Raw genomic sequence first — 21,140 nt, forward strand, 5'->3', positions numbered from 1 at the left:
AGGTCTCAGTGCACCAGCATACCGGTGAACCAGTACGCCTGCGCCAAGGTGATCAGCCCGACGATGGTGGCAAAAAACAGGCTGTGCTTGAGGGTAAAGCGGAACAGGTCGGATTCCTTGCCCACCAGGCCGGTGGCGGCGCAGGCCACGGCGATTGATTGCGGCGAGATCATTTTGCCGGTCACGCCACCGCTGGTGTTCGCGGCTACCAGCAGGGTGTCGTTGACGCCGATCTGGTGCGCGGTAGTGGCTTGCAGTGAGCTGAACAGGGCGTTGGATGAGGTATCGGAGCCTGTCAGGAAAACTCCCAGCCAACCAAGGAAAGGCGAGAAGAACGGGAAGGCAGCACCGGTGCCGGCCAGAACAAGGGCCATGGTCGAGGACATGCCGGAGTAGTTGGTGACGAAGGCGAATGCCAGCACCATGCCGATGGACAGGATCGGCCAGCGCAGCTCAAAGAAGGTCTCTTTTAAAGTGGTAAGACCAGTTTTGACGTCGATTTTCAACACCAGCATGGAGACCAGTGCCGAGAAGAAGATTGCAGTACCGGTGGCCGAAATCGGGTCCAGCTTGAAAACGGCCGGGATGGCGGTGGGGTTGGTCACGATGGGCGCGACTTTAACCACCAGTTGATCCAGGTGCGGGATCGCGAAATTGAACACCCAGCCGTACATCGAGCCGCCCGCGGCGAACAGGGCCTTGAAGGGTTTGAGAGTCCAGATGGTCACCAGTACGGTGAGGGTCAGGAACGGCGACCACGCCTTGAAAATTTGCCCCAGGCTGTAGGGCGAAACCACGGTGTTGCGTGGCAAGCCGAAGCCGCCGGCGCTGGAAGTGACCGCTACGCTGGAGGTGGCGCCGGCAATTTGTGCGCCTGCGGTGCGCTTGGGTTGCCAGACTTTCAGGAACAGCGTCAGGGCAATCAGGCTGGCGAGTGCCGAGGTGATGTCCGGCAGCTCTGGGCCAATGAAGTTCGAGGTGAAATATTGGGTGACGGCAAAGCTCAAGCCCGCCACCAAGGCTGCCGGCCAGGTTTCGCGAACGCCGCGCAGGCCGTCCATCATGAACACCAGCCAGAACGGCACGAACAGCGACAGCAGCGGCAGTTGGCGGCCGGTCATGGCGCCAATCTTGAACGCGTCAATACCGGTGACCTGGCCGGCGACGATGATCGGAATGCCCAATGCGCCGAAGGCCACAGGCGCGGTATTGGCGATCAGGCACAGGCCGGCGGCGTACAGCGGGTTGAAACCCAGGCCTACCAGCAGCGCGGCGGTGATCGCCACGGGCGCGCCAAAACCGGCCGCACCTTCCAGGAAGGCACCAAAGCAAAAACCGATCAACAACACCTGCAAGCGCTGGTCGTCGGTGATCGACAAAACGGAGCTGCGGATGATCTCGAACTGGCCGCTCTTGACCGTCAATTTGTACAGGAATACCGCCGCGACGATGATCCAGGCGATGGGCCACAGGCCGTAGGCAAAACCGTAACCGGCCGCAGCCAGCGCCATGTCTACCGGCATCTGGAAGGCGAAAATAGCGACCAGTATCGACAGGGCCAGGGTGATGCTGCCGGCCACATGGCCTTTGAGGCGGAACACGGCCAGCGCCAGGAAGAAGAATACGATGGGAATGACGGCGGCCAGTGCGGACAGGCCGAGGCTGCCGAGTGGGCTGTAAAGCTGTTGCCAGGTTTGCATATGGGGTGGCCCCTGATTGTTGTTGTTTGGTGAGCTTGGGTAATTGGTAATACCAATTTACAATCGCTGTGGGCTAGATTAAAAGCCTGGGCGGGGGTGTGTCAATTTGCCGCCTGCGAAACTTTGGTCGTAGGTCGGGAGGCGGAGTGTTCTGATCGGCGAAATTGAAGGCGTTCTGATAGGTGCTGCCGGCACGTCGATAGGCCAGAATAGGGGCCCCTGCGAGTGGTCGGGATGGCGGAGAGTGAGTTATGGGGTTTGATCAGGTGCGTCAGCGCCGTTTGTCTGACGATATTGTCGAGCAGCTTGAGGGGATGATTCTCGAGGGCACGCTGAAGTCGGGCGAACGCTTGCCGGCCGAGCGCGCGTTAGCCGAGCGCTTTGGTGTGTCGCGCCCGTCGTTGCGTGAGGCGATTCAGAAACTGGCGGCCAAGGGGTTGCTGGTCAGCCGCCAGGGAGGTGGCAACTATGTGGTGGACTCCCTGGGTTCGACCTTCAGCGATCCGCTGTTGCACTTGTTGGAAAGCAATCCCGAAGCGCAGCGCGATCTGCTGGAGTTTCGCCAGACCCTTGAGGCTTCGTGTGCTTATTACGCGGCGTTACGCGCCACGGAGGTTGACCGTGAACGGCTGACCGCAGCGTTTGAGGCGTTGCAGGATTGCTATGCGCGCGCCGACGAAGTGAGCCGAGTGGAGGAGGGTGCTGCGGATGCAAGGTTTCACTTGGCGATTGCCGAAGCCAGTCATAACGCCGTGTTGCTGCACACCATTCGCGGGCTGTTCGACCTGCTCAAGCGTAACGTGGTGACGAATATTGGTGGCATGTACCAGCAGCGTACTGAGACCCGCGACATGCTGATCAATCAGCATCGGGACTTGTACCTGGCCATCATCGAGGGGCGGGCCGAGCAGGCGCGCGAAGTCTCGACACGGCATCTGCTGTATGTGCAGGAGGTGTTGGAGGAGGTGCGTCAGGAGGTTCAACGCGTGGCTCGGGCGGAGCGGCGCAAAGGGATGTAGCCCGCCTGGGCTACACCGTCACAAGGATTACTCTTCCTTGCCTTTGTTGCGCACGGCGCGATGCAGCTCGCGATTGGAATCGCGCTCGCGTTCGGTGTCGCGCTTGTCGTATTCCTTCTTGCCCTTGCCCAATGCGATCTCGCATTTGACCAGGTGCTTGCTCCAGTACCAGGACAAGCAGACACACGCGTAGCCTTTTTGCTGCACGGCTGCGGCGAGTTTTTCGAGCTCGCGGGCATTGAGCAACAACTTGCGCGTACGCACCGGGTCGGCAATCACGTGGGTGCTCGCGGTGGTCAGCGGAGTGATATGACTGCCAAGCAGCCATGCCTCGCCATCCTTGAGCAGCACATAACTGTCGACCAGCTGCAGTTTGCTGGCACGCAGACTTTTTACTTCCCAGCCGGCCAGGACCAGACCAGCCTCGAACCGATGTTCGATGAAGTAATCGTGTCGCGCTTTTTTATTTTGCGCGATGGTCCCTGTGGGGTGTTTCTTTTGTTTAGCCATAGGGGCGGCATTATAGGGAGTTGCGAGCGTGTCGGCTACGGTCAACCTGTGTGCTTGAGCGAGTTGGACGAATCCCGGACAATGCGGGCAGTTCTTTGGTTTTTTTCTCTCGCGGATTGGGCTGTTCTTTCGCGATGTTTGCCTTAAGCAGTGGAAGTAACGCTCACATGACGACGCATATTCAACGTTCGGCCCTGTTGCCCTACCCGGCGCAGGCGCTCTATGACCTGGTCAACGACGTGGCGCGTTACCCGGAGTTTCTGCCTTGGTGCTCGACGGCCGAGGTTCTGGAGAGCAGTGACGAGCACATGGTTGCCAGTGTGGGGGTGGCCAAGGGCGGCCTCAGCCAGCATTTTGTGACGCGTAATGTGCTGGTGCCGGGCCAGTCCATCGAAATGAACCTGCAGGAAGGGCCGTTCACCCAACTGCACGGTGTGTGGGTGTTCAAGGCGCTGACGGACAAGGCCTGCAAGATCAGCCTGGATCTTTCGTTTGATTATGCCGGGCCGATTGTTCGTGCGACGTTGGGGCCTTTGTTCAATCAGGCAGCCAATACCCTGGTGGACGCGTTCTGTCAGCGCGCCAAGCAACTGCATGGTTGAGATTGAGGTGGTGTTCGCCGCTGAGGATCGCCAGGTGTTGCTGGGGGTAAAGGTGGCTGAAGGCACTAGTTTGCGCGAGGCGGTGCGGGCGTCGGGAATAGCGGCGCATTTTCCTGACGTTGATCTGGTTGATTGCCCGCTGGGTATATTTGGCAAGGTTGTCGTGGATGCCGGGGCGCGTTGCGTACAAGCGGGCGACCGTATTGAGATCTACCGGCCTTTGCTGGCCGACCCTAAAGAGGTGCGCAGGCTACGCGCGGCCAAGGCGGCATTGGCCAGGCAAGCGAGTTCTTGAGCTTGCCAAATGGCAGCCTAGCTATCTGGAGCGCCGCGATCCAACTGTGGGAGCTGGCTTGCCTGCGATGACGCCCTGATAGCCGGCGCATATCTACCTGATACCCACGATCCAAATGTGGAAGGGGCGGTCCCGATAACGGGTATGTTCTCGATCTGATCCAGGATCCTGGTTGACTGTCAGATCGCTTTCGCAGGCAAGCCAGCTCCCACAGGTTTAGCGTCGCACCAAGGTTATGTAGAGATGCCTATGTAAATGGCAGGCAACAAAAAGCCCGGCATGCCGGGCTTTTTATCGAGCGCAAAATTATTGCGGGCTTGTGTCCAGAGGCTCAGGCGTCGGGACGGGCACGGTTTCCACGTTGTCGATGTCTTTCTGGATGGTGTCCAGCAACGAACCAGGCTTGGCCGGTACCTCGGATTTTGGTTTTTCAGCTTCCTGCGTAGGTGCGGTCACGTTGGTGCCGCTGTCCTTGCCCAGCAAGGCTTCATCGCGGCTTACGCCGGGCATGAAGTCGCCGGACAGGCTCACGAGCTGGTCATTGCCATTGAAGATGACACTGACGCGCTCCTGCTGGCGTTCACCGCCACCAGGCTGCAGGCTGTAGAGATAATCCCAGCGATCGGCATGGAAAGTGTCGGTCAGCAGGGGATTACCCATGATAAACCGTACTTGCCGTCGGGTCATTCCCGGGCGTAACTGGTCTATCATGTCCTGCGTGACGACATTGCCCTGCTGGATGTCGATTTTGTAAACCCCGGGGAATGAACAACCGGCGAGTGCGAGCAGTCCCACAAAGGTGAAACTGGTTAGCAAGAGCTTGGTGTTTTGCATCGGTGGGCGACTTCCACTATCTTGGCTGGGACAACGTAAACGCCGATCATACCCGTATTAAGAGAAGCTGCGAAGCAGCATCCGCGAGAAAGCTAACCATGGTTGAAAATAGCGAACTACGCAAAGCCGGTCTCAAAGTGACTCTGCCACGAGTCAAGATTCTACAAATGCTCGATTCTGCTGAGCAGCGCCACATGAGTGCCGAAGATGTTTACAAGGCGCTGATGGAGTCTAACGAGGACGTCGGCCTGGCCACGGTCTACCGTGTACTGACCCAGTTTGAAGCCGCAGGGCTGGTGGTTCGTCATAATTTCGACGGCGGTCATGCGGTGTTTGAATTGGCTGACGGTGGTCACCATGACCACATGGTTGATCTGGATACCAATGAGGTTATCGAGTTCACCAGCCCTGAAATCGAAGCGCTGCAGCACAAGATTGCTGAAGAGCATGGGTTCGATTTGGTCGACCATAATCTCGTGTTGTACATCCGTAAGAAAAAGTAAAAATCGACGCAGTTTTGCTTTGCGAAACGATTGAAGGCGACCCTCGGGTCGCCTTCGTGCTTTCTATAGAGTGGAAAATATCGCTTCAGGCCTTCGCGGCCACCACCATTTTTTTCGCGTGAGCCAAGGACTCCTTGGTCAAGTCGATACCGCCGAGCATCCGCGCCACTTCCTCCACCCGTTCCGACTTGTTCAGCTTGGAGACGGCGGTGTGTGTCGCGTCACTGCCGCGCACCTTATGCACAAACAGGTGCTGATGCCCTTGGGCTGCCACTTGCGGCAAGTGCGTCACCGTAAGCACCTGGCCGCGATCCCCCAAGCGACGCAGCAATTGGCCAACAATCTCTGCGGTCGGCCCGCCAATGCCCACATCCACTTCATCGAATACCAGGGTGGGTACCCGTGAGGTCTGGGCGGTAATCACTTGGATCGCCAGGCTGATCCGCGAGAGTTCGCCGCCGGAGGCCACTTTGGCCAGGGCCTTGAGCGGTTGGCCGGGGTTGGCACTCACCAGCAGTTCGACGTGCTCCAGCCCATGGGGCTGCAATTCTTGACTGGCGTTGGGATGCAGCTCAATGGTGAAGCGCCCGCCTGGCATGCCCAGGCGTTGGATTTCCAGCTCAACGGCGCTTGCCAGGCTAGTAGCTGCCTGCTGGCGCAGTGCGCTCAGCTCCCGGGCCTTTTCCTGATAATGACGGGCAAACGAAGCGAGCTCCTCGCCCAGTCGTTCGATGGATTCGTCGTTCGCGTTGAGTGTTTCGATTTCATCCAGCAGTTTCTGCTGCATGGTTGCGACTTCTGTCGGCTGGATTCGATGCTTGCGAGCCAGGGTATAAATAGTGTCCAGGCGTTCTTCTATTTCCTGCAGGCGAGCTGGGTCGGCGTCGAAATGGTCCAGGAAACGATTGAGTTCGCCCACGGCCTCTTCAACCTGGATCTGCGCGCTGGTCAACAGGGTGGTCGCTTCGCTCAGTGAGCCGGAAGCATTGTTCACGCTGGACAGGCGGTTGAGGCTGGCGGTCAGTGCATTAAGGACATTGCCGGAGTCGCTCTCACTACATTGCTCGACGACCTGGCGGCAGATACCCAGCAGGGTCTCGGCGTTGGTCAGGTTCTTGTGTTCCTGCTCAAGTTGCTCCAGCTCTGTCTCACCCAGGCCCAGACTCTCGAGCTCTTCCAGTTGATAGCTGAGCAACTGGTGGCGGGCGCGTTGTTCGTCGCCGGAGTTGGAGAGGCGTTCCAGTTCCTGGCGTGTCTGGCGCCAGCGTTGGGCGGCCAGTTGAACTTGCCGGGAAAGATCGGTGGCGCCGGCGTACTCATCGAGCAGGCGACGGTGGGTATCGGTTTTCAACAGGGATTGGTGTTCGTGCTGACTGTGGATATCGATCAGCAATTCGCCCAGGGCTTTCAAGTCGCCCAGTGGGCAAGGCGTGCCGTTGATATAGCCGCGCGAGCGCCCCTCGGCGGTGATCACCCGGCGCAGAATGCAGGGGCCTTCATTATTAAGGTCGCGCTCGGCCAGCCATGCCTCGGCTTCGGGGATGTCCGCCAGGTCGAAGGTGGCCAGGATGTCGGCCTTGTCGGAGCCAGGGCGTACCACGCCACTGTCGGCGCGGTCGCCAAGCGTCAGGCCGAGGGCGTCGAGCATGATCGACTTGCCGGCGCCGGTTTCGCCTGTGATTACGCTCATCCCGCGATCCAGTTCAAGATCCAGATGTTCAACGATGGCGTAGTTATGTACAGACAGGTGCACGAGCATGACGGCCGCTCCCAGGCTTTAGGTCTGGTTATTTATACAGTGTTTTGTTCGGGCCTGACAATCCTGGCACTTAGCTCGATTTGCTTGAGTCGTTAATTTTTTTAGCGCGATGTGGAATGAGCGTGAAGGAAATGATCCAGGTCAATCGAAAGGCTTTTGGTAACGCCTGCGCCCTTGAACCTGAAAATTGTGGCCCCATATACCGGAGCAGAAGCGCGAGTTGAGTTCGCGCATGATTTTGAAAGGAGAAATCTATGGCTGACGAACAGACGCAGGATACGCAAACTCCAGACGCCAATTCGGCTGCCGGTGATGAACTGGCGACTCGTGTGCAAGTGCTCGAAGAGCAATTGGCCGCTGCGCAGGATCAATCGTTGCGTGTTGCCGCCGATCTGCAGAACGTCCGCCGCCGTGCCGAGCAGGATGTAGAGAAGGCTCACAAGTTCGCGCTGGAAAAATTCGCCGGTGACCTGCTGCCGATCATCGACAGCCTGGAGCGTGGTCTTGAGTTGTCCAACCCGGACGATGAAAACATCCGCCCAATGCGCGAAGGCATCGAGCTGACCCTGAAAATGTTCCAGGACACCCTGAAGCGTTATCAGTTGGAAGCTATCGATCCGCAAGCCGGCGAGCCGTTCAATGCTGAACATCACCAAGCCATGGCCATGCAAGAAAGCCATGACCTGGAACCTAATAGCGTGATCAAGGTGTTCCAGAAGGGTTACCAGCTCAACGGTCGCCTGATGCGTCCGGCAATGGTGGTGGTGAGCAAGGCTCCTGCACCCGTTGCACCTTCTATTGATGAGCAGGCTTGAAATTCGCCGCAAGGCCCCCATTTATAAGTCAAGCGTTTAAGTGCTACCGCAGTTAGCCAAAACTGCTGCGGCAACCAAATTCAAGTTTCGGGAGAGTAAATCATGGGCAAAATTATCGGTATCGACCTGGGGACCACCAACTCCTGCGTCTCCGTGCTGGAAAACGGCGTTGCAAAAGTTATTGAAAACGCCGAAGGCGCACGTACCACTCCGTCGATCATCGCTTACGCCAACGACGGTGAAATCCTCGTCGGTCAATCGGCCAAGCGTCAGGCGGTGACCAACCCGCACAACACCCTGTACGCGGTAAAGCGTCTGATTGGTCGTAAGTTCGACGAAGAAGTCGTACAGAAAGACATCAAGATGGTGCCTTACAAAATCGCCAAGGCCGACAACGGTGACGCCTGGGTTGAAGTGAACGGCCAGAAAATGTCGCCGCCGCAAATCTCGGCTGAAATCTTGAAAAAGATGAAAAAGACCGCCGAAGATTACCTCGGTGAAGCGGTGACTGAAGCGGTGATCACCGTTCCGGCCTACTTCAACGACAGCCAGCGCCAGGCTACCAAAGACGCCGGCCGCATCGCGGGCCTGGATGTAAAACGTATCATCAACGAACCAACCGCAGCCGCGCTGGCTTACGGTATGGACAAGGCCAAGGGCGACCACACCGTGATCGTTTACGACCTGGGTGGCGGTACGTTCGACGTCTCCGTGATCGAGATCGCAGAAGTTGACGGCGAGCACCAGTTCGAAGTGTTGGCCACCAACGGTGACACCTTCCTGGGTGGTGAAGACTTTGACATTCGTCTGATCGACTACCTCGTTGACGAATTCAAGAAAGAAAGCGGCATGAACCTCAAGGGTGACCCGCTGGCCATGCAGCGCCTGAAAGAAGCCGCTGAAAAAGCCAAGATCGAGCTGTCTTCCGCTCAGTCGACTGACGTGAACTTGCCGTACATCACTGCAGACGCTACCGGTCCTAAGCACTTGAACGTGAAGATCTCGCGTTCCAAGCTCGAAGCGCTGGTTGAAGACCTGGTTCAGCGCACCATCGAACCTTGCCGCATCGCGCTGAAAGACTCCGGTATCGACGTTGGCTCGATCAACGACGTGATCCTGGTAGGCGGTCAGACCCGTATGCCACTGGTTCAGAAGCTGGTTACCGAGTTCTTCGGCAAAGAAGCCCGTAAAGACGTGAACCCGGACGAAGCCGTTGCCATGGGTGCTGCCATCCAGGGTGCGGTACTGGCCGGTGATGTGAAAGACGTGCTGCTGCTGGACGTAAGCCCGCTGACCCTGGGTATCGAAACCATGGGTGGCGTGATGACTGCGCTGATCGAGAAAAACACCACGATTCCTACCAAGAAATCTCAGGTGTTCTCGACTGCCGATGACAACCAGGGCGCCGTGACTATCCACGTGCTGCAGGGCGAGCGTAAGCAAGCCGCACAGAACAAGTCCCTGGGCAAGTTCGACCTGGCTGAGATTCCACCAGCACCACGTGGCGTGCCACAAATCGAAGTGACCTTCGACATCGACGCCAACGGCATCCTGCACGTCGGCGCGAAAGACAAGGCCACCGGCAAAGAGCAGAAGATCACCATCAAGGCCAACTCCGGCCTGTCTGATGAAGAAATTCAACAGATGATCCGTGATGCTGAAACCAATGCTGAAGCCGACAAGAAGTTCGAAGAGTTGGCAGGCGCCCGTAACCAGGGTGACGCGCTGGTTCACTCGACGCGCAAAATGATCGCTGATGCTGGCGACAAAGTGACCGACGAAGAGAAAACCGCAATCGAAGCGGCAGTGGTTGCCCTGGAAGCCGCCATTAAAGGCGACGACAAGGCTGCCATCGAAGCCAAGGTTGAGGAGCTGTCGAAAGTCTCCGCGCCAGTTGCTCAGAAAATGTACGCCGAGCAAGGCCAGCCGGCTGACGGCGCTGCGCAACAAGCCGAGCCTGAAGCCAAGCACGACGATGTTGTCGATGCTGAGTTCGAAGAAGTTAAAGACAACAAGTAAGTTGTCGCCCGGTTGACCGCGCACAAGCGGTGACTGGTAGGATGTCGCCGCGCGGGAGCTTGCTCCCGCGTTGGCGTGTCTGGGGTATGCGAATTTTTACAGCATGCGACAACGCTCGGATGCTGGCGGTGTGAACGGGAATGCTCCTGCTTTCCGAATGACAGTCACCGCGTTTTTGGCCGGCTCCCTGGCTGAAAACAGTAATGACCAGGATCGTTGAATTGACGTGAGTTGGGTCCGGGCCTGTATTGGGGCTCAACGAGTTTGGCAGGGTTCAGGAGGGCCAGGTCGAACGTCCTTAAGAGTGCAAAGACTTATGGCAAAGCGTGACTATTACGAAGTATTGGGTGTGGAGCGTGGCGCCAGCGAGGCGGAGCTGAAAAAAGCCTACCGTCGCCTGGCGATGAAGCACCACCCGGACCGTAATCCGGATAACAAAGAATCCGAAGAGATGTTCAAAGAGGCCAACGAGGCCTACGAATGCCTGTGTGATCCCAATAAGCGTGCGGCCTACGACCAGTATGGCCATGCTGGCGTCGACCCGAGCATGGGCGGCGGCGGTGCCGGTTTTGGTGGCCAGAACTTCTCCGATATTTTCGGCGACGTATTCAGCGACTTCTTCGGCGGTGGCCGTGGCGGTCAGCGTGGCGGCCCTCAGCGCGGCAGCGACCTGCGTTACACCCTGGAACTGAACCTGGAAGAAGCCGTGCGCGGCACCAGTGTCAATATCCGTGTGCCGACGCTGGTCAACTGCAAGCCGTGCGACGGCTCGGGTGCGAAGAAAGGCTCCTCGCCGATCACGTGCCCGACCTGCGGCGGTATCGGGCAGGTACGCATGCAGCAGGGCTTCTTCTCGGTGCAGCAAACCTGCCCGCGTTGCCATGGCCAGGGCAAGATCATTTCCGATCCGTGCGACTCCTGCCACGGCGAAGGCCGCGTCGAAGAGTACAAGACGCTGTCGGTGAAAGTGCCGGCGGGTGTGGATACCGGTGATCGTATTCGACTGTCGGGCGAAGGCGAGGCGGGTGCCCAGGGTGGCCCTACGGGCGACCTGTACGTGGTGATCAATGTGCGCGAGCACTCGATCTTCCAGCGTGACGGCAAGCACTTGTTCTGCGAAGTGCCGATCAGCTTTGTTGATGCGGCCCTGGGTGGCGAGCTGGAGATTCCGACGCTGGATGGTCGGGTGAAGCTCAAGATTCCCGAGGGGACTCAAACCGGCAAGCAGTTCCGCATTCGTGGCAAGGGCGTTGCGCCCGTGCGCGGTGGCGGTGCTGGCGACCTGATGTGCCGTGTGGCGGTGGAAACCCCGGTGAACCTGAATCGTCGTCAGCGTGAACTGCTGGAAGAGTTCCGCAGCTCGCTGGAAGGCGATGACTCCCACTCGCCGAAGACTACGGGCTTCTTCGACGGTGTAAAACGCTTCTTCGGCGACCTGTAAGGATCTGAATATGCGACGTATAGCCGTAATGGGCGCTGCCGGGCGCATGGGTAAGACGCTGGTCGAGGCGGTGCAGCAACGCTCGCCGGCCTCCGGGCTGACGGCGGCGATTGTTCGCCCAGGCAGTACGTTGATCGGCGCGGACGCAGGTGAGTTGGCCTCATTGGGCCGCATCGGTGTTTCGTTGTCTGGCAACCTTGAGCAGGTGGCTGACGAGTTCGACGTGCTGATCGACTTCACCCTGCCGGAAGTGATGCTGAAAAATCTGGCCTTCTGCCGTAAGGCGGGCAAGGCTATGGTGATCGGTACCACCGGTTTGAGCGCCGAGCAGAAACAGTTGCTGGTGGAGGCGGGCAAGGATATTCCGATCGTCTTCGCTGCCAATTTCAGCGTGGGCGTAAACCTGTCGCTGAAATTGCTGGACCTGGCGGCGCGCGTGCTGGGTGATGAGGCTGATATCGAGATTATCGAGACTCATCACCGTCACAAGATCGACGCCCCGTCGGGCACTGCGTTGCGCATGGGTGAAGCTATTGCCGATGCGCTGGGCCGCGATTTGTCGAAAGTGGCGGTATACGGGCGTGAAGGCCACACAGGGGAGCGCGCACGCGACACCATCGGTTTTGCAACCGTGCGCGGTGGTGATGTGGTTGGCGATCACACCGTGCTGTTCGCCACCGAAGGCGAGCGCCTGGAGATCACGCACAAAGCCTCCAGCCGCATGACTTTCGCCAAGGGCGCGGTGCGTGCTGCGCTTTGGTTGGACGGCCGCGAGCCGGGCCTGTACGACATGCGTGACGTGCTGGATTTGCACTAACCAGTAGCTAAAACGGGGGCTCAGGATTATCCTGTGGCCCCGTTTTTACCCGCTAGGCGACGTCCTGTCGCATTCCCCTGCCTTTAAGGCTCATTAGCGGTGGACCAAAAAAGCCTTTTTCTGTAAGCTACAGCTTTAGTGTGTCCACTAAAAGCGCGCAGAATAATTCAGTGAAGAAGCGGGGTGACGTGTCCATACGTCACTCCGCTTTTTTACAACCTGCGATCGCCCTTTCAGGCTTTATTTACGGGAGGTCTTCTTGACTAAGCCAGCCATACTCGCCCTTGCTGATGGCAGCATTTTTCGCGGCGAAGCCATTGGAGCCGACGGTCAGACCGTTGGAGAGGTGGTGTTTAACACTGCCATGACCGGCTATCAGGAAATCCTTACCGATCCTTCCTACGCCCAACAGATCGTTACCCTGACCTATCCGCACATCGGCAACACCGGCACTACGCCGGAAGATGTCGAGTCTGATCGTGTCTGGTCGGCGGGCCTGGTGATTCGTGACCTGCCACTGGTTGCGAGCAACTGGCGTAACACGATGTCGCTGTCCGATTACCTGAAAGCCAACAACGTTGTGGCGATCGCCGGTATCGATACGCGCCGCCTCACGCGCATCCTGCGTGAAAAAGGCTCGCAGAACGGCTGCATCATGGTCGGTGACAATATCTCCGAAGAGGCGGCGATTGCCGCGGCGCAAGGTTTCCCCGGCCTGAAGGGCATGGACCTGGCGAAAGTCGTCAGCGTTAAAGAGAAGTACGAGTGGCGTTCCACTGTGTGGGATCTGAAGACCGACAGCCACGCGACTATCGAGGCTGCCGATCTGCCTTACCACGTGGTCGCCTATGACTACGGCGTCAAGTACAACATCCTGCGCATGCTGGTCGAGCGCGGTTGCCGTGTGACCGTGGTGCCCGCGCAAACCCCTGCCAGCGATGTGCTCGCGATGCAGCCGGACGGTGTGTTCCTGTCCAACGGCCCGGGTGACCCTGAGCCATGCGACTACGCTATCCAGGCCATCAAGGACGTGCTGGAGACCGAGATTCCGGTGTTCGGCATCTGCCTTGGCCACCAGTTGCTGGCTTTGGCCTCCGGCGCCAAGACCCTGAAAATGGGCCACGGCCACCACGGTGCCAACCACCCGGTACAAGACCTGGACACCGGCGTTGTGATGATCACCAGCCAGAACCACGGTTTTGCGGTGGATGAAGCCTCCCTGCCGAGCAATGTGCGCGCCATTCACAAGTCGCTGTTCGACGGCTCCCTGCAAGGCATCGAGCGCACCGACAAGAGCGCGTTCAGCTTCCAGGGCCACCCTGAAGCCAGCCCGGGCCCGAACGACGTAGCGCCGCTGTTCGACCGTTTCATCAATGAGATGGCCAAGCGACGCTGACTGAGTGGCCTGCGGGCGGCCCCGGATTGCGGTGGCCCCCGCAGGCTCTTCAAAGATTGTTCAAGACGGCTTGCCGACTGACCTGCGGATTTGAGTGACAAACCCATGCCAAAACGTACAGACATAAAAAGCATCCTGATTCTCGGCGCTGGCCCGATCGTGATCGGCCAGGCCTGCGAATTCGACTACTCCGGCGCGCAGGCCTGTAAAGCCCTGCGCGAGGAGGGCTACCGCGTCATCCTGGTGAACTCCAACCCGGCCACCATCATGACCGACCCGGCCATGGCCGACGCCACCTACATCGAGCCGATCAAGTGGCAGACCGTTGCCAAGATCATCGAAAAAGAGCGTCCGGACGCGCTGCTGCCAACCATGGGTGGCCAGACCGCTCTGAACTGCGCCTTGGACCTGGAGCGCGAAGGCGTCCTGGAAAAGTTCGGCGTAGAGATGATCGGTGCCAATGCCGACACCATCGACAAGGCTGAAGACCGTTCGCGTTTCGACAAGGCCATGAAGTCCATCGGCCTGGCGTGCCCGCGTTCCGGTATCGCCCACAGCATGGAAGAGGCCAATGCGGTCCTCGAGACCCTGGGCTTCCCGTGCATCATCCGTCCGTCCTTCACCATGGGCGGCACCGGCGGTGGTATTGCTTACAACCGTGAAGAGTTCGAAGAAATCTGCGCGCGTGGCCTGGACCTGTCGCCGACCAAAGAGCTGCTGATCGACGAATCGCTGATCGGCTGGAAAGAATATGAGATGGAGGTTGTCCGCGATAAGAAGGACAACTGCATCATCGTCTGCTCCATCGAAAACTTCGACCCGATGGGCGTGCACACCGGTGACTCGATCACCGTGGCACCAGCACAGACCCTGACCGACAAGGAATACCAGATCCTGCGTAACGCCTCCTTGGCGGTATTGCGCGAGATCGGCGTTGAAACCGGCGGTTCCAACGTCCAGTTCGGCATCTGCCCGGACACCGGCCGCATGGTCGTGATCGAGATGAACCCACGTGTATCGCGTTCTTCGGCGCTGGCCTCGAAAGCGACCGGTTTCCCGATTGCGCGTATCGCTGCCAAGCTGGCTATCGGCTACACCTTGGACGAGCTGCAAAACGAAATCACCGGCGGCGCTATGCCGGCGTCTTTCGAACCGTCTATCGACTACGTCGTGACCAAGCTGCCTCGCTTTGCTTTCGAGAAATTCGCCAAGGCGGATGCGCGCCTGACCACCCAGATGAAGTCGGTCGGTGAAGTCATGGCCATCGGCCGCACGTTCCAGGAGTCCCTGCAGAAAGCGCTGCGCGGCCTGGAAGTCGGTGTTTGCGGCCTGGACGAGAAGCTCGACCTGAGCAACCCGGAAAGCATGAGCATCCTCAAGCGCGAGCTGACCGTGCCGGGCGCCGAGCGTATCTGGTACGTGGCTGACGCCTTCCGTGCCGGCCTGAGCGTCGAAGATATCTTCGGCATGAACATGATCGACCCGTGGTTCCTGGTGCAGATCGAAGATCTGATCAAGGAAGAAGAGAAGGTCAAGACGCTGGGTCTGTCGTCTATCGACCGCGACCTGATGTTCCGCCTCAAGCGCAAAGGCTTCTCCGACCAGCGTCTGGCCAAGCTGCTGGGTGTGACCGAGAAGAACCTGCGTACTCATCGCCACAAGCTGGATATCTTCCCGGTCTACAAGCGCGTTGACACCTGCGCCGCAGAATTCGCCACCGACACGGCCTACATGTACTCCACCTATGAGGAAGAGTGCGAAGCCGCGCCGACGGGCCGCGACAAGATCATCATCCTGGGTGGCGGTCCGAACCGTATCGGCCAGGGCATTGAGTTCGACTACTGCTGCGTACACGCCGCCCTCGCCCTGCGCGAAGACGGATACGAGACCATCATGGTCAACTGCAACCCGGAAACGGTTTCCACTGACTACGACACGTCCGACCGTCTGTACTTCGAGCCGGTAACGCTGGAAGACGTATTGGAAATCTGCCGGGTCGAGAAGCCTAAAGGCGTGATCGTCCAGTACGGCGGCCAGACCCCGCTGAAGCTGGCGCGTGCCCTCGAAGCCGCTGGCGTGCCGATCATCGGTACCAGCCCGGATGCAATTGACCGTGCCGAAGACCGTGAGCGTTTCCAGCAGATGGTTGAGCGCCTGAACCTGCGTCAGCCGCCGAACGCCACCGTGCGCAGCGAAGACGAAGCCATTCGCGCGGCCAGCAAGATCGGCTACCCGCTGGTGGTGCGTCCGTCCTACGTACTGGGCGGCCGGGCGATGGAAATCGTCTACGAAGAAGAAGAACTCAAGCGCTACCTGCGTGATGCGGTGAAAGTCTCCAACGACAGCCCGGTGCTGCTGGACCACTTCCTCAACTGCGCCATCGAAATGGACGTGGACGCGGTCTGCGACGGTACTGACGTCGTGATCGGCGCGATCATGCAGCACATCGAGCAGGCCGGCGTTCACTCCGGTGACTCCGCGTGCTCCCTGCCGCCGTACTCGCTGCCGGCGCACATCCAGGACGAGATGCGCGAACAGGTCAAGAAGATGGCCCTGGAACTGGGTGTGGTCGGCCTGATGAACGTACAGTTGGCGCTGCAAGGCGAAGACATCTACGTCATCGAAGTCAACCCGCGTGCCTCGCGTACCGTACCGTTCGTGTCCAAGTGCATCGGTGTGTCCCTGGCCATGATCGCTGCGCGTGTGATGGCTGGTAAGACCCTGAAGGAAATCGGCTTTACCAAGGAAATCATTCCGAACTTCTACAGTGTGAAAGAGGCGGTGTTCCCGTTCGCTAAATTCCCTGGCGTGGACCCAATCCTGGGCCCAGAGATGAAGTCCACCGGTGAGGTGATGGGTGTGGGCGATACCTTCGGTGAAGCGTTCGCCAAGGCCCAGATGGGTGCCAGCGAAGTGCTGCCGACCGGCGGTACTGCGTTTATCAGCGTACGTGATGATGACAAACCACTGGTTGCAGGGGTCGCCCGCGATCTGATCAACTTGGGCTTTGAAGTCGTGGCTACCGCCGGGACCGCCAAGCTGATCGAAGCTGCCGGCCTGAAAGTACGTCGCGTGAACAAGGTGACGGAAGGCCGTCCGCATGTGGTCGACATGATCAAGAATGACGAAGTCACCCTGATCATCAACACCACCGAAGGTCGCCAGTCGATCGCGGACTCCTATTCCATTCGTCGTAATGCCTTGCAGCACAAGATTTACTGCACCACTACCATTGCTGCTGGCGAAGCTATCTGTGAAGCGCTGAAGTTCGGTCCGGAAAAGACCGTGCGTCGCTTGCAGGATCTACACGCAGGATTGAAGGCATGAGCATAACCAAATACCCGATGACCGTTCAGGGCGCGCGCGCCCTGGAAGAGGAGCACGCCCATCTGACCAAGGTCGTACGTCCAAAGCTGAGCCAGGACATCGGTACGGCCCGCGAGCTGGGTGACTTGAAGGAAAACGCCGAATACCACGCTGCTCGCGAGCAGCAGGGTATGGTCGAGGCGCGGATTCGTGACATCGAAGGCCGTATGCAGAATGCGGTGATCATCGATGTCACCACCATCCCGCATACCGGCAAGGTAATTTTCGGCACGACCGTGGAAATCGCCAACGTCGAGACCGACGAAAGCGTGACTTACCAAATCGTGGGTGAGGATGAGGCTGACTTCAAGCAAGGCAAGATCTCTGTCGGCTCGCCGATTGCTCGCGCCTTGATTGCCAAGGAAGAAGGCGACGTGGTTGCCGTGAAAACGCCGAGCGGCGTCATTGAGTACGAGATTGTCGAAGTTCGTCACATCTGAAAGACGGCGCCCGCTGCGTGCGGGCGCCATGCTTTGGCAGCTCTCTCAGATGCTTTGGGTGGGCGGCCTATGGCTGTTACATATTGGTATGTTGCCGGCGTTGGGCCTGATTGGCCTGGCGCCGCTGCTGATCGATGAGATCGACGGATTGCTGAGTGCGCTGCTGGTGGGTTTTGCGGCGGCGTGCGTGACGCTTCAGGTGTTGGTGCTGATCAAGGCCGAAGGCCTGAAGAGTTTGTGGCGGGATATCCGCGGGCAACTGCTGTTGATGGCGCTGTATGCATGCGCAATGTTTTGCGTGGTGCATGTGTGGCTGCCGCAAGCGTTGCGCTGGCAGTTGTTCAGCTATCTTGTGCTAGGGTTCTCTGGCCTGGTGCTGGTTATGCAGCCTGCGCCGGGATGGAGTGGCGGGGCGCGCGAAGCACGCCCTTGACCCTTTTCATCATTTGAAGCGATGAACGTTCGACAGTTGCTTGTTGACGCTGAAGTTCTTGCGATACAGCAGCGCCATCTTGCCGATGACCTGAACAAGGTCCGCTTTGCCGACCTTGCACAGTTCTGCAACGGCGGCCAGGCGCGCTTCGCGATCAAGGATGTTGACCTTGATCTTGATCAGTTCGTGATCGTTCAGTGCGCGCTCGAATTCGGCTAGCACACCCTCAGTCAAACCGTTGTCTGCCACAATCAGAACTGGTTTCAGATGGTGGCCAATGGATTTGTACTGTTTCTTCTGCTCTTGAGTGAGCGGCATAATCTGACCCCTGCGTCTGATCTTGTAAAAAGCGGCGGCCAGTTTACCCGAGCGAGTCCGGGACCGCCCAGTTAATCACGACCCGTTTTATTTTTTCGAGGTGGCCCGTGGCCCGTTCCAAAACCAGCCTTAAGTGGCTACAAGAACATTTCAATGATCCTTACGTCAAAAAGGCGCAAAAGGACGGCTACCGTTCCCGGGCCAGCTACAAGTTGCTGGAGATCCAGGACAAGGACAAATTGATTCGTCCAGGCATGAGCGTTATCGATCTCGGCGCGGCCCCCGGTGGCTGGTCCCAGGTGACCAGTCGTCTGATTGGTGGGCAAGGTCGATTGATCGCTTCGGACATCCTCGAGATGGACAGCATCCCGGACGTGACCTTTGTTCACGGCGATTTTACCGAGGACAAAGTATTGGCCGAGATCCTGGAGGCTGTGGGAAATTCGCAGGTAGACCTTGTGATTTCCGACATGGCCCCCAATATGAGTGGATTACCGGCTGTTGATATGCCGCGTGCCATGTTCCTGTGTGAACTGGCGCTGGATCTGGCAGGTCGGGTGTTGCGTCCGGGTGGCGATTTCCTGGTGAAGGTCTTCCAGGGCGAAGGTTTCGACGAGTACCACAAGAACATTCGCAAGTTGTTCGACAAGGTACAGACACGCAAGCCGGACTCATCCCGTGACCGGTCCAGGGAGCAGTATCTGCTGTGCCGTGGCTTCCGCGGTGTCGAAGGCGCTGCGAGCGAAGAGCGTTTTTGAGAAATTCGAGGAGGGCGATAGGTTTTTTTATATCGCTTTCGTCACGAAGCTTTACGAATATTGCGTAGTCAAAGTTTCACAAAGGGTTACAGACGGCGCCTGCCAGAGTTGTAGGTAATGTAGTAAGTTAGGCCGGTGAATATCATGCGAAGCGCGCGCCAGTAGCGGAGCTTGCTTCAGAGGGTAGTTAATTGAACGATATGGCAAAGAATCTGATCCTGTGGTTGATCATCGCGGCTGTCCTGGTGACGGTGATGAACAACTTCTCCAGCCCTAACGAGCCGCAGACCCTCAACTATTCCGACTTCATCCAGCAAGTTAAGGATGGCAAGGTCGAGCGCGTAGCGGTTGATGGCTACGTGATTACCGGTAAGCGCAACGATGGCGACAGCTTCAAGACCATTCGTCCTGCCATTCAGGACAACGGTCTCATCGGTGACCTGGTGGATAACAAGGTCGTTGTGGAAGGCAAGCAGCCTGAACAGCAAAGCATCTGGACCCAGCTCCTGGTGGCCAGCTTCCCGATCCTGGTGATTATCGCCGTGTTCATGTTCTTCATGCGCCAGATGCAAGGCGGTGCGGGAGGCAAGGGCGGGCCGATGAGCTTCGGCAAAAGCAAGGCGCGCCTGCTCTCCGAAGACCAGGTGAAGACCACCCTGGCTGACGTCGCAGGTTGCGACGAAGCCAAGGAAGAAGTCGGTGAGTTGGTCGAGTTCCTGCGTGATCCGGGCAAGTTCCAGCGCCTGGGTGGCCGTATTCCTCGCGGTGTGCTGATGGTGGGGCCTCCGGGTACCGGTAAAACCTTGCTGGCCAAGGCGATTGCCGGCGAAGCCAAGGTGCCTTTCTTCACGATTTCCGGTTCTGACTTCGTCGAGATGTTTGTCGGCGTCGGCGCCAGCCGTGTTCGCGATATGTTCGAGCAGGCCAAGAAGCACGCGCCATGCATCATCTTCATCGACGAAATCGATGCCGTTGGTCGCCATCGTGGCGCGGGCATGGGTGGTGGTCACGATGAGCGTGAGCAGACCCTCAACCAATTGCTGGTAGAGATGGATGGTTTCGAGATGAATGACGGCATTATCGTCATCGCCGCAACCAACCGTCCCGACGTTCTCGACCCTGCGTTGCTGCGTCCGGGCCGTTTCGACCGCCAGGTTGTGGTCGGCCTGCCGGACATTCGTGGTCGTGAGCAGATTCTGAAAGTACACATGCGCAAGGTGCCAATGGGTGACGACGTGGCTCCGGCTGTGATCGCCCGTGGTACTCCCGGTTTCTCCGGTGCTGATCTGGCGAACCTGGTCAACGAGGCTTCGCTGTTCGCTGCCCGTACTGGCAAGCGCATCGTTGAGATGAAAGAGTTCGAATTGGCGAAAGACAAGATCATGATGGGCGCCGAGCGCAAATCCATGGTCATGTCCGAGAAAGAGAAGCAGAACACCGCTTATCACGAGGCAGGTCACGCCATTGTAGGTCGCGTTGTGCCTGAGCATGACCCCGTCTACAAAGTGTCGATCATTCCTCGTGGTCGGGCACTGGGTGTGACCATGTTCCTGCCGGAAGAAGATCGCTACAGCCTCTCCAAGCGTGCGCTGATCAGCCAGATCTGCTCGCTGTATGGTGGCCGTATTGCTGAAGAAATGACCCTTGGCTTCGACGGTGTGACCACTGGCGCCTCCAACGACATCATGCGTGCCAGCCAGATTGCGCGAAACATGGTGACCAAGTGGGGCTTGTCGGAAAAACTCGGCCCATTGATGTACGCCGAAGAAGAAGGCGAAGTGTTCCTGGGCCGTGGCGGCGGTGGGCAAAGCGCCAGCTTCTCGGGTGAGACAGCCAAGCTGATCGACTCCGAGGTTCGCAGCATCATTGACCAGTGCTACGGCACGGCCAAGCAGATCCTCACTGACAACCGTGACAAGCTGGACGCCATGGCTGATGCGTTGATGAAGTACGAAACCATCGATGCCGACCAGATCGACGACATCATGTCGGGCCGCACGCCGCGTGAGCCGCGCGACTGGGCAGGTGGTTCGGGTACTTCGGGCACTCCGCCTGTGGTGCAGAATGAGCGCCCTGAAACGCCTATCGGCGGCCCGGCAGCTGATCACTAAGGTT

At 58.4% G+C, this 21,140-nt stretch carries 19 protein-coding genes; 14 read left to right on the forward strand and 5 right to left on the reverse strand.

Translation table 11 applies throughout. The features are described from left to right. Positions 1-5: 5 nt before the first annotated feature. Positions 6-1,700 carry a lactate permease LctP family transporter gene (locus tag BMH52_RS14895; protein WP_073844157.1) on the reverse strand — a complete coding sequence of 565 codons (1,695 nt, stop codon included), beginning with the start codon at positions 1,698-1,700 and terminating at the stop codon, positions 6-8. A 251-nt stretch (positions 1,701-1,951) separates the two neighbouring features. Between BMH52_RS14895 and BMH52_RS14900 the strand changes: the two genes are divergently transcribed. Continuing rightward, positions 1,952-2,719, forward strand: coding sequence for an FCD domain-containing protein (locus BMH52_RS14900; RefSeq protein ID WP_014719963.1), 768 nt, complete (start codon positions 1,952-1,954; stop codon positions 2,717-2,719). 27 nt (positions 2,720-2,746) lie between these two features. Here the strand turns inward: BMH52_RS14900 and smpB are convergent, their stop codons facing one another. After that, positions 2,747-3,229: an SsrA-binding protein SmpB gene (smpB, locus tag BMH52_RS14905; RefSeq protein ID WP_014719962.1), complete on the reverse strand. Its 483-nt coding sequence runs from the start codon at positions 3,227-3,229 to the stop codon at positions 2,747-2,749. 167 nt (positions 3,230-3,396) lie between these two features. Between smpB and BMH52_RS14910 the strand changes: the two genes are divergently transcribed. Together BMH52_RS14910 and BMH52_RS14915 are read left to right on the forward strand one after the other, a co-directional pair. Further along, a complete protein-coding gene (locus tag BMH52_RS14910; RefSeq protein ID WP_003194226.1) occupies positions 3,397-3,831 on the forward strand; it encodes a type II toxin-antitoxin system RatA family toxin in 435 nt (144 codons plus the stop codon). Next, the gene (locus tag BMH52_RS14915; RefSeq protein ID WP_073844159.1) at positions 3,824-4,126 is read left to right on the forward strand and encodes an RnfH family protein; all 303 of its coding nucleotides are present in this window, start codon (positions 3,824-3,826) and stop codon (positions 4,124-4,126) included. Before BMH52_RS14910 ends, BMH52_RS14915 begins: the two co-directional genes overlap by 8 nt. 306 nt (positions 4,127-4,432) lie before the next feature. On the opposite strand, the gene BMH52_RS14920 is transcribed toward BMH52_RS14915, so the two are convergent. Further along, positions 4,433-4,960, reverse strand: coding sequence for an outer membrane protein assembly factor BamE (locus BMH52_RS14920; protein ID WP_014719960.1), 528 nt, complete (start codon positions 4,958-4,960; stop codon positions 4,433-4,435). A 98-nt stretch (positions 4,961-5,058) separates the two neighbouring features. On the opposite strand from BMH52_RS14920, the gene fur reads away from it, so the two are divergent. Then, positions 5,059-5,463: a ferric iron uptake transcriptional regulator gene (gene fur, locus BMH52_RS14925; RefSeq protein ID WP_003194220.1), complete on the forward strand. Its 405-nt coding sequence runs from the start codon at positions 5,059-5,061 to the stop codon at positions 5,461-5,463. Between the two features lie 85 nt (positions 5,464-5,548). Here fur and recN read toward each other — a convergent pair whose 3' ends face one another. Continuing rightward, the gene (gene recN / locus BMH52_RS14930) at positions 5,549-7,222 is read right to left on the reverse strand and encodes a DNA repair protein RecN (protein ID WP_003194217.1); all 1,674 of its coding nucleotides are present in this window, start codon (positions 7,220-7,222) and stop codon (positions 5,549-5,551) included. Between the two features lie 254 nt (positions 7,223-7,476). On the opposite strand from recN, the gene grpE reads away from it, so the two are divergent. The 8 genes from grpE to BMH52_RS14970 all read left to right on the forward strand — a co-directional run bounded on the left by grpE (position 7,477) and on the right by BMH52_RS14970 (position 17,949). After that, entirely contained in the window at positions 7,477-8,037 is a 561-nt protein-coding gene (grpE, locus tag BMH52_RS14935) for a nucleotide exchange factor GrpE (protein ID WP_003194215.1), read from the forward strand. A 102-nt stretch (positions 8,038-8,139) separates the two neighbouring features. After that, entirely contained in the window at positions 8,140-10,056 is a 1,917-nt protein-coding gene (dnaK, locus tag BMH52_RS14940; RefSeq protein WP_014719959.1) for a molecular chaperone DnaK, read from the forward strand. Between the two features lie 316 nt (positions 10,057-10,372). After that, the gene (gene dnaJ / locus BMH52_RS14945; RefSeq protein ID WP_014719958.1) at positions 10,373-11,497 is read left to right on the forward strand and encodes a molecular chaperone DnaJ; all 1,125 of its coding nucleotides are present in this window, start codon (positions 10,373-10,375) and stop codon (positions 11,495-11,497) included. Positions 11,498-11,507: 10 nt separating this feature from the next. Then, positions 11,508-12,314 carry a 4-hydroxy-tetrahydrodipicolinate reductase gene (dapB, locus tag BMH52_RS14950; RefSeq protein ID WP_014719957.1) on the forward strand — a complete coding sequence of 269 codons (807 nt, stop codon included), beginning with the start codon at positions 11,508-11,510 and terminating at the stop codon, positions 12,312-12,314. Positions 12,315-12,573: 259 nt separating this feature from the next. Further along, a complete protein-coding gene (gene carA / locus BMH52_RS14955; protein ID WP_003194208.1) occupies positions 12,574-13,710 on the forward strand; it encodes a glutamine-hydrolyzing carbamoyl-phosphate synthase small subunit in 1,137 nt (378 codons plus the stop codon). 105 nt (positions 13,711-13,815) lie between these two features. Next, complete coding sequence (gene carB / locus BMH52_RS14960; protein WP_003194205.1) at positions 13,816-17,037, forward strand: carbamoyl-phosphate synthase large subunit; 3,222 nt, start codon at positions 13,816-13,818, stop codon at positions 17,035-17,037. Positions 17,038-17,039: 2 nt separating this feature from the next. Continuing rightward, entirely contained in the window at positions 17,040-17,516 is a 477-nt protein-coding gene (greA, locus tag BMH52_RS14965) for a transcription elongation factor GreA (RefSeq protein WP_032873232.1), read from the forward strand. Between the two features lie 28 nt (positions 17,517-17,544). Then, positions 17,545-17,949 carry a hypothetical protein gene (locus BMH52_RS14970; protein WP_060768035.1) on the forward strand — a complete coding sequence of 135 codons (405 nt, stop codon included), beginning with the start codon at positions 17,545-17,547 and terminating at the stop codon, positions 17,947-17,949. Positions 17,950-17,958: 9 nt separating this feature from the next. On the opposite strand, the gene BMH52_RS14975 is transcribed toward BMH52_RS14970, so the two are convergent. After that, positions 17,959-18,267: a YhbY family RNA-binding protein gene (locus BMH52_RS14975; protein ID WP_003176146.1), complete on the reverse strand. Its 309-nt coding sequence runs from the start codon at positions 18,265-18,267 to the stop codon at positions 17,959-17,961. Positions 18,268-18,374: 107 nt separating this feature from the next. Here BMH52_RS14975 and rlmE point away from each other — a divergent pair, with 107 nt between their 5' ends. Both rlmE and ftsH read left to right on the forward strand, forming a co-directional pair. Continuing rightward, a complete protein-coding gene (gene rlmE, locus BMH52_RS14980) occupies positions 18,375-19,025 on the forward strand; it encodes a 23S rRNA (uridine(2552)-2'-O)-methyltransferase RlmE (RefSeq protein ID WP_014719954.1) in 651 nt (216 codons plus the stop codon). A gap of 200 nt (positions 19,026-19,225) precedes the next feature. Then, positions 19,226-21,136 carry an ATP-dependent zinc metalloprotease FtsH gene (gene ftsH / locus BMH52_RS14985; RefSeq protein ID WP_073844161.1) on the forward strand — a complete coding sequence of 637 codons (1,911 nt, stop codon included), beginning with the start codon at positions 19,226-19,228 and terminating at the stop codon, positions 21,134-21,136. Positions 21,137-21,140 lie beyond the last annotated feature (4 nt).

The sequence above is a fragment of the Pseudomonas sp. BTN1 genome, from assembly GCF_001907715.1.
Classification (GTDB): domain Bacteria; phylum Pseudomonadota; class Gammaproteobacteria; order Pseudomonadales; family Pseudomonadaceae; genus Aquipseudomonas; species Aquipseudomonas paracarnis.

Coding starts and splice junctions, on each gene's coding strand:
- BMH52_RS14895 (WP_073844157.1), bottom strand. CDS start 1,700: ATGCAAACCTGGCAACAGCTTTACAGCCCACTCGGCAGCCTCGGCCTG.
- BMH52_RS14900 (WP_014719963.1), top strand. CDS start 1,952: ATGGGGTTTGATCAGGTGCGTCAGCGCCGTTTGTCTGACGATATTGTC.
- smpB (WP_014719962.1), bottom strand. CDS start 3,229: ATGGCTAAACAAAAGAAACACCCCACAGGGACCATCGCGCAAAATAAA.
- BMH52_RS14910 (WP_003194226.1), top strand. CDS start 3,397: ATGACGACGCATATTCAACGTTCGGCCCTGTTGCCCTACCCGGCGCAG.
- BMH52_RS14915 (WP_073844159.1), top strand. CDS start 3,824: ATGGTTGAGATTGAGGTGGTGTTCGCCGCTGAGGATCGCCAGGTGTTG.
- BMH52_RS14920 (WP_014719960.1), bottom strand. CDS start 4,960: ATGCAAAACACCAAGCTCTTGCTAACCAGTTTCACCTTTGTGGGACTG.
- fur (WP_003194220.1), top strand. CDS start 5,059: ATGGTTGAAAATAGCGAACTACGCAAAGCCGGTCTCAAAGTGACTCTG.
- recN (WP_003194217.1), bottom strand. CDS start 7,222: ATGCTCGTGCACCTGTCTGTACATAACTACGCCATCGTTGAACATCTG.
- grpE (WP_003194215.1), top strand. CDS start 7,477: ATGGCTGACGAACAGACGCAGGATACGCAAACTCCAGACGCCAATTCG.
- dnaK (WP_014719959.1), top strand. CDS start 8,140: ATGGGCAAAATTATCGGTATCGACCTGGGGACCACCAACTCCTGCGTC.
- dnaJ (WP_014719958.1), top strand. CDS start 10,373: ATGGCAAAGCGTGACTATTACGAAGTATTGGGTGTGGAGCGTGGCGCC.
- dapB (WP_014719957.1), top strand. CDS start 11,508: ATGCGACGTATAGCCGTAATGGGCGCTGCCGGGCGCATGGGTAAGACG.
- carB (WP_003194205.1), top strand. CDS start 13,816: ATGCCAAAACGTACAGACATAAAAAGCATCCTGATTCTCGGCGCTGGC.
- BMH52_RS14970 (WP_060768035.1), top strand. CDS start 17,545: ATGCTTTGGCAGCTCTCTCAGATGCTTTGGGTGGGCGGCCTATGGCTG.
- BMH52_RS14975 (WP_003176146.1), bottom strand. CDS start 18,267: ATGCCGCTCACTCAAGAGCAGAAGAAACAGTACAAATCCATTGGCCAC.
- ftsH (WP_073844161.1), top strand. CDS start 19,226: ATGGCAAAGAATCTGATCCTGTGGTTGATCATCGCGGCTGTCCTGGTG.